10 protein-coding genes and 1 pseudogene are annotated in these 12,129 nt (G+C 47.7%); 9 read left to right on the top strand and 2 right to left on the bottom strand.

Translation table 11 applies throughout. The features are described from left to right. Nucleotides 1-112: 112 nt before the first annotated feature. The 7 genes and pseudogenes from rpmH to QUE62_RS09080 all read left to right on the top strand — a co-directional run. Complete coding sequence (rpmH, locus tag QUE62_RS09110) at nucleotides 113-247, top strand: 50S ribosomal protein L34 (protein ID WP_108509260.1); 135 nt, start codon at nucleotides 113-115, stop codon at nucleotides 245-247. A 4-nt stretch (nucleotides 248-251) separates the two neighbouring features. Beyond that, a complete protein-coding gene (locus tag QUE62_RS09105; RefSeq protein WP_286223740.1) occupies nucleotides 252-566 on the top strand; it encodes a ribonuclease P protein component in 315 nt (104 codons plus the stop codon). Then, nucleotides 563-811: a membrane protein insertion efficiency factor YidD gene (gene yidD, locus QUE62_RS09100; RefSeq protein ID WP_286225410.1), complete on the top strand. Its 249-nt coding sequence runs from the start codon at nucleotides 563-565 to the stop codon at nucleotides 809-811. The genes QUE62_RS09105 and yidD overlap by 4 nt, the downstream gene beginning before the upstream one ends. Nucleotides 812-813: 2 nt before the next feature. Further along, a complete protein-coding gene (gene yidC / locus QUE62_RS09095) occupies nucleotides 814-2,532 on the top strand; it encodes a membrane protein insertase YidC (protein WP_286223738.1) in 1,719 nt (572 codons plus the stop codon). Between the two features lie 21 nt (nucleotides 2,533-2,553). Next, nucleotides 2,554-3,936 (top strand): tRNA uridine-5-carboxymethylaminomethyl(34) synthesis GTPase MnmE, encoded by a 1,383-nt coding sequence (mnmE, locus tag QUE62_RS09090; protein ID WP_286261637.1) that lies wholly within the window; start codon nucleotides 2,554-2,556, stop codon nucleotides 3,934-3,936. 100 nt (nucleotides 3,937-4,036) lie between these two features. After that, complete coding sequence (locus tag QUE62_RS09085; RefSeq protein WP_286225407.1) at nucleotides 4,037-5,905, top strand: phosphoenolpyruvate carboxykinase (GTP); 1,869 nt, start codon at nucleotides 4,037-4,039, stop codon at nucleotides 5,903-5,905. A gap of 32 nt (nucleotides 5,906-5,937) precedes the next feature. Next, nucleotides 5,938-6,900 (top strand): annotated as a pseudogene (locus QUE62_RS09080) (FAD-dependent oxidoreductase); the annotation flags it as partial. A gap of 77 nt (nucleotides 6,901-6,977) precedes the next feature. Here QUE62_RS09080 and QUE62_RS09075 read toward each other — a convergent pair. Further along, nucleotides 6,978-9,602 carry a DNA topoisomerase III gene (locus QUE62_RS09075; protein WP_286261635.1) on the bottom strand — a complete coding sequence of 875 codons (2,625 nt, stop codon included), beginning with the start codon at nucleotides 9,600-9,602 and terminating at the stop codon, nucleotides 6,978-6,980. A gap of 203 nt (nucleotides 9,603-9,805) precedes the next feature. Further along, entirely contained in the window at nucleotides 9,806-10,501 is a 696-nt protein-coding gene (dprA, locus tag QUE62_RS09070) for a DNA-processing protein DprA (protein WP_286261633.1), read from the bottom strand. Nucleotides 10,502-10,572: 71 nt separating this feature from the next. Between dprA and def the strand changes: the two genes are divergently transcribed. Both def and fmt read left to right on the top strand, forming a co-directional pair. Next, nucleotides 10,573-11,088, top strand: coding sequence for a peptide deformylase (def, locus tag QUE62_RS09065; protein WP_286261630.1), 516 nt, complete (start codon nucleotides 10,573-10,575; stop codon nucleotides 11,086-11,088). Between the two features lie 10 nt (nucleotides 11,089-11,098). After that, on the top strand, nucleotides 11,099-12,085 hold the full coding sequence (gene fmt / locus QUE62_RS09060) for a methionyl-tRNA formyltransferase (RefSeq protein ID WP_286226811.1): 987 nt from the start codon (nucleotides 11,099-11,101) through the stop codon (nucleotides 12,083-12,085). Nucleotides 12,086-12,129 lie beyond the last annotated feature (44 nt).

Here is a 12,129-nt window from a genome sequence, read left to right as displayed (position 1 = left end):
ATTTAAATCAAACGCCTAGGGTGTTTAGTGAAAATAATTAGGCAAAACCCGGATATAAAGTTGACGCTATCCTTGCAAATAGAGAAAATAGAGGGTTTTCTTAGGACAAATCATGAAAAGAACATATCAACCATCTGTAACGCGCCGTAAAAGAACTCACGGGTTTCGGGTGCGCATGAAAACTAAAGGCGGCAGAGCCGTACTCAATGCGCGTCGCTCTAAGGGTCGCAAAAGACTAGCAGTGTAATGAATTGAAGTCAGCACGCATCCAGGCGCTTTTGCGAACTAGTCCAGTAAGCAGTGGAGCCTGGGCCATATATGCGGAATCAAAAAAGGATGGCATCCCCGACCTTGGTCTTGCAATTGCAAAAAAATTTGCCAAACGGGCGGTAGATCGCAATCGTCTAAAAAGAGCCGCGCGAGAAATGACTCGCAACAAGACCCATGGTAATTTCGTAGAGCTTGTCATTCGATTAAAAAAACCCGTAGGCGGATCAACGCGCGGAAGACTTCGTAACCGAGAATACCAAGCGCTTAAGAGCCAACTTCAAGGTTTGGTTTCATGAACCGATTGCTGGGCTATTTAGTAAGGGCATATCAATTGACATTTTCACCTTTTGTGGGCGGGCAGTGCCGTTTCGTGCCAAGTTGCTCGGACTATGCATGCGAATGCCTAAAGAAACACTCTACGTTAAAAAGCATCGGTAAAATCAGTTGGCGTATTTTGCGATGCAACCCCTGGTCGGCTGGTGGTTACGATCCAGTTGATCATGAGCAGAAGAAACAAAACTTAATTGAAACGAATCAATAACTATGGACATTAAGCGCACACTACTTTGGGCGGTATTAACGATTTCGGGCTTAATGCTCTATAACAATTGGCTTATCTACGATGGTCGCCAAGCGCTCTTTGGCCCAACACCACTAACGCCTTCGAGCCAAACACCAAGCCCATCTAAAGTACCCGAGAGCCTGCCCGCTGCCGCAAACGCAACTCAGCCCCCAGCCGTTGCTCCAGGGCAGGCACAAAAATCAGCCGACCTTCCCAAGACAGAGAGCCTACCCGCTCCTCAGCAATCCCCAGTGCTTAATGCGGCTAATTTAGCCGCCGGTGAAAAACACACCATTAAAAATGATGTCCTAGAGCTCGAAATTAATGCAACGGGCGCAAGCGTCGTCAGCGCAAAACTGTTGAAACAACTAATGCCCGACCAAAAACCGGTCGCTTTATTGCAAATTACTCCACAAAACCAATACTTTGTTCGATCGGGCCTCATCTCGGCGGGCAGCAACGAATTACCCAATCACACAGTTTCCTTTGTAGTGAGCAAAAGCGGACGCGTTGATAACAAATCGTTTGTAACGTTTGTGAATGAGCGTGGCGGAGTTCGTCTTGAAAAAACCTATTATCTGGTCGATGGAAGTTATGTTATTGAGGTAGAACATCGCATTACTCAGCTCAACCAGGCCAATCCAAGTGGCCTGGTTCTCTACAACGAAATCGTGCGGGATAGTTCGGCTGTGAGTGACAGTGAGTTCTACAGCACCTTCACTGGCCCGGCGCTATATACCAACAAAGATAAATTTATTAAGATTAATTTTTCTGATATCGAAAAAAATAAGGCGGATATTCCAAAGCAAATACCTGCCGGAGAGCCAGGCTGGATTGCCATGGTGCAACATTATTTTGCAAGCGCCTGGATACCAAGCGATAAGTCAGCAAGAGACGTATACGTTGGAAAAGTTGAGCAAAACCTGTTTCGAATTGGCTTACAAATTCCGATTGCCGCAATTGCAGCGGGATCCAGCCATGTGGAAAGCACACGCTTGTTTATCGGCCCCCAGGAAGAAACGCTTTTAGAAAAAATTGCCCCCGGTTTTGACTTAATTAAAGATTACGGCTATCTCACAGTCATTGCCAAACCCATTTTTTGGCTTTTAGAGCAAATCCATTCCTACGTAGCCAACTGGGGTTGGTCAATTGTTATTTTGACCTTCATTATTAAATTAATTTTCTTCCCGCTTTCTGCGGCTAGTTATAAATCGATGGCGCGTATGAAAGAGGTGCAACCAAGATTAATGAATCTCCGCGAGCAATTTAAGGGCGATCCCCAGAAGTTAAATCGCGCGATGATGGACCTGTATAAACAAGAAAAAATTAATCCTTTAGGCGGATGCTTGCCGGTAGTTGTGCAGATTCCTGTTTTTATTGCTCTCTATTGGGTTTTGCTTTCATCAGTTGAAATGCGAAATGCACCATGGATTCTTTGGATTAAGGATTTGTCGGTACCCGACCCCTATTTCATTTTGCCAATCATTATGGCCGTATCGATGTTTGTGCAAACGCGCCTAAATCCGACGCCACCCGATCCACTTCAAGCAAAAATCATGCTGTGGATGCCGATCATCTTTTCGGTCATGTTCTTTTTCTTCCCAGCAGGATTGGTGTTGTACTGGGTGGTTAACAATATTTTGTCAATTGCCCAGCAGTGGCAAATTAATCAAATGTTTATTAAGCGACCTGCCAATTAGGTTGCTAAGGATCGGGGTTGAATGCATAAAAATCCCATTGCTGCGATAGCAACCCCCCGGGGCGCTGGCGGCGTTGGGATTGTTCGCGTTTCTGGTCCCGATCTTATTGGGCTTGCCAAAATATTTCTCGGCTCTGAACCCAAGCCCCGCTTTGCGCATTACTTGGTTTTAAAAGATGCACACCAAGAGCAAATAGATCAAGTTTTATTGTTGTACTTTAAAGCGCCTGCATCATTCACCGGCGAGGATGTGCTTGAGCTTCACTGCCACGGTGGGGCGCGCGTCACCCAATTGGTTCTCAATCGCGTCATGGAGCTTGGAGCCCCCGAAGGGATCGTGCTCGCTGGGCCGGGCGAGTTTTCATTGAGGGCGTATTTAAATGGCAAGATTGATTTAGTGCAGGCCGAGGCGATCGCTGATCTTATTAATGCTCAAAGTGATGCTGCCATACGAGGAGCAAACCTTTCTTTGCAAGGGCGCTTTTCTGATCAGATTAATGAATTGATTGATCAAATTACACAGTTACGAATCTTGGTCGAGTCAACCCTTGATTTTCCTGAAGAAGAAATTGAGTTTATTGAGGCCGCCAACGCACAGCAACGCCTTGAAAAAATTATGAACGATCTAGAACAAATTATTCAAACTTCGCGCCAAGGAAAAATTTTGCGCGATGGTATTCGTCTAGCACTCGTTGGCTCTCCAAATGTCGGAAAGAGCTCTTTATTAAATGCATTGGTAGGGGAGGAGCGAGCAATCGTCACACCAATTGCGGGCACGACACGCGATCGAATCATTGAAAACATTTCAATTGATGGCATACCTGTGCATGTGATTGATACCGCTGGTATTCGCGAGTCTAATGATGTTGTAGAGCAAATCGGCGTAGCCCAAACTTGGGATGAAATTGCTAGAGCCGATATCGTTTTATTAATACACGACGTTACACAGGCGCCCGAAGCAAATTTTGTAGACATTGAGAAGGCGGTCAGGGAACGTGTACATCCAGGCGCTCATATTCTGGATGTGATGAATAAGCTGGATTTGCTAGAGGGCCAAAAAGAAGGTCACACAAAAATCGGGCTAGGTGTAAAACAAATTTTTATATCAGCAAAAACGGGTGAGGGCATTAGTCGGCTTCAAGAAACAATCTTACGTTTTGCAGGGTGGGAAGGAAACGCAGGCGGCGGAATTTACACTGCGCGCTCCCGCCATCTTCGCGCCATCGGGCTTGCAAAGGATCGTTTACAAAAAGCCATGATGCATGGATTTGGCGGTAATCGTGCCCTGGAATTATTTGCTGAGGAGTTGCATTGCGCTCAAAATTGTCTCGGCGAAATTACTGGAAAACTGCTGCCTGACGACCTATTGGGCAAGATCTTCAGTGAGTTTTGCATTGGCAAATAATCAGTCAATTTAACGTTACACAAATGTTAAAATTGTTATAAATTTTGCGCAGGCATTAAATAATCTTCTTAAAAATTAAACGGTTACGTTTGAGGGTCCCATGAATAAACCAGCCAATCCCGCCACAGTAAATTTGAATGTTCCACCATATGTAAAGAACACAAAATTGATTCAATGGGTTGAAGAAGTTGCTTCCCTAACCCAGCCCGATCAGATCCATTGGTGCGATGGATCTCGGTCCGAATACGATGCGTTGTGTGAGCTGTTGGTTAAGGCTGGTAGCCTCAAGAAGCTAAATCCGCAAAAACGCAAGAATTCGTATTTAGCGATTTCGGATCCAATGGATGTGGCGCGCGTTGAGGATCGAACTTTTATTTGTTCAACCCATCAAGAGGATGCGGGGCCAACCAATCATTGGGTAGATCCCAACGAGATGCGCGCAACTCTAACCCCGTTATTTGAGGGTTGCATGCGGGGTCGCACGATGTATGTCGTTCCTTTTTCAATGGGACCTCTCGGATCCCCAATCGCACATATTGGCGTTGAGCTATCCGATAGCCCATACGTCGCAATTAATATGCGCATCATGACGCGCATGGGCAAATCGGTTCTTGAGTTATTGGGGGCCGATGGCGAGTTTGTTCACTGCGTTCATTCAGTCGGTAAGCCATTGGCTCCCGGTGAAAAAGACGTGGTTTGGCCTAATAACCCAACTAAATATATTGTTCATTACCCCGAAACGCGAGAGATTTGGTCGTTTGGTTCGGGCTATGGTGGCAACGCCCTTTTAGGAAAAAAATGTTTTGCTTTGCGTATCGCCTCAACCATGGGGCGCGAACAAGGATGGTTGGCAGAGCACATGCTGATTTTAGGAGTCACCTCTCCTGAAGGAAAAAAATACCACGTGGCAGCAGCCTTTCCGTCAGCCTGCGGCAAAACCAACTTCTCAATGATGATCCCTCCCAAGGGTTTTGAAGGATGGAAGGTAACCACGGTTGGCGATGACATTGCTTGGATTAAGCCTCGCAAAGATCCAAAAACTGGCCAGGTACGTCTTTACGCAATTAATCCTGAGTCGGGCTATTTTGGTGTGGCCCCTGGCACCAATCGCGAGACCAATGCCAATTGCCTTGACTCATTAAATGAAGATGTCATTTTTACCAATGTGGCGCTCACGGATGACGGCGATGTTTGGTGGGAGGGCTTAACGGAGACCCCACCAAGTCACTTAATTGATTGGCAGGGTAAGGACTGGACGCCTGAAGATGGCAAAGCCGGTCGCTTAGCCGCGCATCCTAATGCACGCTTTACGACGGCAGCAACCAACAACCCCGCGGTTGATCCAAATTGGGATAACCCGGAAGGGGTTCCATTAGACGCGTTTATTTTTGGGGGTCGCCGCTCAAATACAGTTCCCTTGGTTAGCGAGGCTCGAAACTGGACCGAGGGCGTTTATATGGCCGCAACAATGGGCTCAGAGACCACGGCTGCGATTACCGGTAAGGTTGGTGTCGTGCGGCGCGATCCGTTTGCGATGATTGCGTTTGCGGGCTACAACATGAGCGATTATTTTCAGCATTGGCTCAATATGGGCAAGAAGCTTGAGGCAGAAGGCGCCACCTTGCCAAAAATTTATTTAGTGAATTGGTTTCGCAAAGATGAAAATGGCAAGTTTATTTGGCCAGGCTTTGGTGAGAATATGCGCGTCTTGGCGTGGATCTTGGGCCGAACCGAAAACAAAGCGGGCGCAACTGAAACACCACTTGGCCTATCGCCAAGTCATGTAGATTTCAATTGGAATGGCTTAGCCTTGTCACCCGAGCAATTTAATCAATCTATTGCAGTTCGTGCTGATGATTGGAAAGTCGAACTCGATTTGCATCAAGAGCTTTTTGATAAATTGGCTAAGCGCTTACCAAAAGAGCTGCTCGAAATTAAAACCAAGATTGCCAGTCGCTTTCAAGCATAAGCAACTTGCTTTCCAAGCCGGTTGATGTTTTAGTGATCGGTGCCGGCATTGCTGGCGCCTCGATTGCTAATCAATATCACCGCCTTGGCATCTCAGTGTGCATTGTCGATGGTGCATCTGGACCTGGTCAAGCGACATCGGCTCATGATGGCGCAATCACGCATCCAGCTCTTGGCCGCACAGCTAGCAGATTACATCGTTTAGCCTTGGCTGCCTATCGGATGGTCGAGCTTGACTGTGCTGGCGCATGGGGCCAGCGCGGTGTTTTTGCCCTTGCTAAGATCGAGGCCCCTTTCGATGAAGAGGCATTGCAAAACAAATTAACTCAATTGGGCATTACGGCTGACATTGGGGAATACATTTCGGCTGAGAATGCTCAAAAGCGTTTTGGGATTGGGCGTGGAGGCATTTGGTTTCCTGGCGCCGGCTCTATCAATCTTGCGAAGTTATGTAAAGAACGAATTCTGTTTTGCAAGGGATTGCAGACCATTTGGTCTAAGACCATTGAATCCCTTGAGCGGAAAGGCGACCTCTGGTGCGCTTTGGATAAAAATGGTAGCTGTATAGCGACAGCACAAACAGTTGTCCTTGCAAATGCCTTTGGTGCCCAAGATCTTTTGACCCCATTTGGTCAAAAGCTTTATCTGAAGCCCGTGCGGGGCCAGCTTAGTATTTTTAGAATTGACCGACAGTCCGATTTGTTAGAGCGCATCCCCAAAATAAACTTATCCGGTGATGGCTATTGCACTCCTCCGGTTTGGAATCGAGAGGCCCAATCGTATCGTTGGTTAGTTGGCTCGACTTATGATGAGAATCAGAATTGCACACAACCAAGCGCCGCGAGCGATGAACACAATCGTCGGCTGGCACTGGGACTATTGAGGCCACACACAATTGATCCGGCCAAGCTAGTGGTGGCCGATCAATTTGTTGGCGTGCGCTGCGTAAGCAAAGATCGACTCCCGATCATAGGCGCTGTTTCGGGCCTACCAAACCTATATGTTGCTAGCGCCCTTGGCTCGCGCGGATTGCTTTGGTCAACACTTGCATCGGCCCTTATTCCGGCCCTTTCTCATTCGTCGGATTTTGCTTTGGAGCGACTCGCGCGTTTTGGTTTGGACTCTGAATCACTTTCACTCTTGTCGCCCGCACGCTTTTTGGCGGGAGCTTTAGCCTCAAACTCAAAACCAATTTTCCCCTTAGGATCTAAGGCTAGGTAAGCCTTAAAGCCACGCCCGGTACGATTGGATTTAAAGTTGGTTAAGAGGTCAGTTTTACCTTCTTTTAAGAGCTTCTTAATTTGATCAGAGCTTACTTCTTGCTGTAAGACGACTTTGCCAGTTTTAAAGTCACAAGTTTTTGCCGGACCCGTATTATGTTCGCAAACATAGCGCATGCCATCCTCGTATACCGCACCAGAACATTTTGGACAGACTCCAAGCGCTTCTTTGCCGGTGAAGTCAACGGCTTCCTCATCCTCTCCTCCTGAGTTGCCAAAATCAAACTCGAGCTTGAAGCCTGCGTTGGGATAATCCGCATCATCAAGTGGTATTTCTGTAAGACGAATTATTGCCGCAAAGGGCCTACCCATTTTGCTACGAAAGCCTTGTAACGGTCCGATGGTTTTTTCTTTAAGCAAAGATTCAACCTCTTCGTACTCAAATGCTCGACCGCCCGGGGTTTTACTAATCGTAAAACCGCAGGATTCGCAGGCAAAGCGTCGATAGTTTTCTTTCACGGCCTTGCCGCAATGTGGGCAGGGGGTTTTTAGAGTGGCATAGTCGCCCGGAATGGTGTCGCTACTAAATTCTTTTGCACGCTTGACAATTTTTTGTGTCATCTGTGCAATTTCTTGCATGAAGGTGTTGCGATCAAGCTTGCCTTCTTCAATCAGCGCTAACTTATGTTCCCAGGTTCCTGTAAGGTCGGGTTGGGTGAGTTCAGCAACATCTAGGCCCCGCAAAAGGGTCATCAATTGAAATGCTTTTGCAGTTGGTATTAACTCGCGGGCTTCACGAACGATGTACTTTTCTGCCAACAAACCTTCAATGATCGCAGCGCGCGTCGCGGGCGTCCCAAGGCCTTTTTCGGCCATTGCTTCACGCATTTCGTCATCATCGACCCATTTCCCTGCGCTTTCCATGGCCGACAATAAAGTTGCTTCACTGTAGCGCGCTGGTGGCTTGGTTTTTAAAGGGACCAGTTCAACGGTTTCGTTTTGAACAGACTCATTTTTTTGGACGGGCACTAGTTCATCGTCTGCCTGAGACGATTTTCCATAAACAGCCAACCAGCCCGGCTCAACTAGGACGCGGCCCTCAGTTTTAAATTGATGGCCAGACACTTCGGTGATGCGAGTGGTGACTCGATATTCGGCGGCAGGATAAAACACTGCCAAGAATCGACGAACCACTAGGTCATACAGCTTTTGTTCAGGCTCGCTTAGACTTTTAGGCGCTTCGAGCGTGGGGATGATGGCAAAGTGATCCGATATTTTGCTGTTATCAAAAATCCGCTTATTAGGTTTGACCCATGATTTTTTACCATCGCCTTTGAGGATTGCGGTCGCAAAAGGACGGTATTCTTGAGTGTGCTCTCCCAGCTGCTCAATAGTTTTTTGAACGGTATCCAAATAGTCTTCAGGGAGCGCACGCGCATCTGTTCTGGGATAGGTTAGGACCTTATGGCGCTCATACAAGGCTTGTGCAAGCCCCAGGGTATTTTTAGCAGAGAAACCAAAGCGCGCGTTCGCTTCACGCTGCAAACTCGTGAGGTCAAAAAGTTGGGGCGCCAGTTGCGTTGCGGGCTTTGATTCTTCAGAGACGCTTCCCTTTTTTCCTCGGCAGGCGGCCACAATGCTCTTAGCGGCAGCTTCGCTCCAGAGGCGATTTTCTCGCGCGTCAGGATCTGCGGGATCCTTTTTAAAATCAGGATTGATCCAGCGACCCTCATAAACCCCGGCCGCGGCAATGAACTCAGCGCGGACCTCCCAGTAGTCTTTGGATACAAACTTCCGAATTTGTTCTTCGCGCTGGACAACAATCGATAGGGTTGGTGTTTGAACGCGCCCAACCGTTGTTAGAAAAAATCCACCACTCTTACTATTAAATGCGGTCATGGCTCGGGTGCCATTAATCCCCACCAACCAGTCTGCCTCGGATCTGCAACGAGCCGCATCCGCAAGGGGAATTAACTCATCGTCCGAGCGCAACTTACTAAAGCCCTCCCGAATCGCAGTGGGTGTCATCGACTGAAGCCATAGGCGCTCAATTTTTTGCGGAGCTTTGGCGTGTTGGATAATCAAGCGAAAAATTAGCTCGCCTTCACGGCCCGCATCGCAGGCATTAATAATCCGATTTACATCTTTGCGTTTAATGAGCTTTTGTAAGACCTTAAGGCGGGATTCCGTTTTTGCAATCGGCCTCAGATCAAAATGCGGGGGAATCACCGGCAAATTAGCAAAGGACCACTTGCCCCGTTTGACTTCATATTCGTCAGGGGCGGCAATTTCAAGGAGATGGCCTACAGCTGAAGAGATCAAAAAGGCATCACTCTCAAAATACTCGTCATGCTTGGTAAAGCCGCCCAGGGCCTTAGCAATGTCGTTTGCTACCGATGGTTTTTCAGCGATGATGAGCGCTTTTGGGTGCTCAGCGACTAAATTTTTTTTGCTGCTCGACTTTGTACTGGTTGCCACACTATGCCTAATCAAGATAAGTTTTTTGCACCCCTATTAGGGCCAAAAGGAAGACTAATTTAAACGGTTTTTTAAAAGAGCTCGTCTTCACCCCTTTTTTATTATTAGCCTAGGTCTTTGTAAAAAGTCAAACAAATCCCGGCATCCATAAGCACAAGATAGGATAAAACTGTTTAAATTCAATAAGTTAAATCGATTTACTCTCAATGGGGGCGGACATTAGGCAATTCTTCAAGCACATCCTGAACACTCCTAACTAATTTCGCCCCCTCCTGAATCAGTTGGTGAGACCCTTCAAAAAGGGGTGATGTAATCGGTCCAGGCAAAACGAAAACCTCTCTTCCGAGGGAGCTTGCCTGATAAGCTGTAATTAGGGATCCAGATTTCTGGGCCGCCTCAATCACCACAACACCTAAAGATAGAGCGGCGATGAGTCGATTACGCCTTGGAAAATGAAAGCCTTTTGGGCCGGTTCCCGGAGGATATTCTGAGAGTAGTAGGCCATTGGTGGCAATACGCCTGGCCAATTCGCGATGTTCGGGTGGATAGGTTCGATCGAGCCCGCTACCGCAAACCGCAATGGTTTTACAGCTTGCCCCGATGTCCAAGATGCCTCGGTGTGCGGCGCCATCAATCCCGTAAGCCATCCCAGAAATGATGTGATATCCGGCAAGACCCAGTGCACTGGAAAAGCGCTGCGCTAATAAGAGCCCAGAGGGTGAGGCTTTACGCGCCCCCACCACCGCCAACATCGGCTGTGTCAGTAACCCAATGTCCCCAATATAAAAAAGCCTTTTTGGTGGGTCGCTCAGATCCAATAAGCGTTTTGGATAAAACGAAGAGCCTTGTGTAATCGATTGAATTTGAAAATCGGCATTTGCTTGGAGTTGCTTGTGCATCCCTCATTGTTGCGATAGTAAAAAGGCTTCACTAGAGGGCCAAACGGATTTGTTTGTAAGATAATTGGAATATGGCTGTCTTACCCATCCTTCATTACCCTGACCCACGCTTGCATAAGATTGCCAAGCCGGTAGCTGCAGTAGATGAGCGAATTCAAACCATTGTCGCGAACATGGCACAAACCATGTATGAGGCACCAGGGATTGGGCTTGCGGCCACTCAGGTCGATATTCATGAGCGCATTATTGTGATCGATACCTCTGAGGAGCGGGATCAGTTAATGGTATTTATTAATCCAGAGGTGGTGTGGGCAAGCCCTGAAAAGAAATCATGGCGCGAAGGATGTTTATCCGTTCCTGAATTTTTTGATGAGGTAGAGCGCCCTGAGCGAATTCGAGTGAAGGCGTTAAACCAAGATGGTAAGGCATTTGAGCTTGAAGCCGATGGTTTATTGGCAGTTTGTCTGCAACACGAAATGGATCACTTGCAGGGCAAAGTATTTGTTGAGTATTTGTCACCCTTAAAACAGAGTCGGATTTCAGCAAAACTCAAAAAGCGGGCAAAAGAAATGGTTGGTCTTCGCTAAGCGAGACATCATGAAAATTATTTTTGCCGGCACCCCAGACTTTGCCGCTACCGCATTGGCCGCGATACTTTCAGCGGGTCACGAAGTGGTGGCTGTTCTAACTCAGCCCGATCGTCCTGCGGGACGCGGTTTGCAATTACAAGAGAGCCCGGTCAAACGTCTTGCGAAGGCCAACCATATTCCGGTGCTGCAACCACAAAGCCTGCATTTGCAGAATAAGGATGAAAAGCTGTCAGAGGAGGCCAAGCAGACACTAGCCGCAATAGACCGGATGGATTTCGAGGTAATCGTTGTGGTTGCCTACGGCCTCATTTTGCCTGCAGCATTCTTGGATATGGCAAAGCGTTCGGGTCGCAGGGGCTGTTTTAATATTCATGCTTCGCTACTGCCACGTTGGCGCGGGGCGGCCCCCATTCAGCGAGCGATAGAGGCGGGTGATACCAAGACCGGAGTAGCTATTATGGAAATGGAGCCAGGTTTAGATACTGGCCCTGTCTTAATCGACGAAGCATTGTTGATCACAAATGACGATACTACTCAAACTCTCCACGACCGTTTGGCCCAACTGGGGGGTGAGTTAATTGTTAAGGCCTTGAAATTAATTGCTGATACTACCGACTTAATATTGCATCCTCAGGACCCAAATAGGGTGACCTATGCGCATAAGATTCTGAAGAGTGAGGCAAAACTGGATTGGTCGAGCGCAGCCGAGCTGATTGATCGCAAGGTGCGCGCGCTCAATCCAGCGCCTGGCGCAAGCACAGAGCTTGAGGGTGAGCTTGTAAAAGTCTGGCTTACTCGTATTCCGAAGACCTCAAAAGACGCAGTTGATACAAGACCCGGCACGATTTTGGGAGAGGGTGAGCAAGGGGTTCTGGTCCAATGCGGAGATCGCGCGATTGAGCTTCTTGAGGTACAAAATGCTGGGGGTAAAAAGATCACAGGTCGGCAGTGGTTTTTTGGAAGGCCCAAAGAGAAGACGCAATGTTTTTCCTAAGAAGTCTTGAGCGGATTTCAGGTTGGCCTGTTTGAAAATAATGG

The sequence above is a fragment of the Polynucleobacter sp. HIN9 genome (genome assembly GCF_030297635.1).
Classification (GTDB): Bacteria; Pseudomonadota; Gammaproteobacteria; order Burkholderiales; family Burkholderiaceae; genus Polynucleobacter.
The sequence above is the reverse complement of the archived record's forward strand: the minus strand, read 5'-3'. Positions and strand labels throughout refer to the sequence as shown.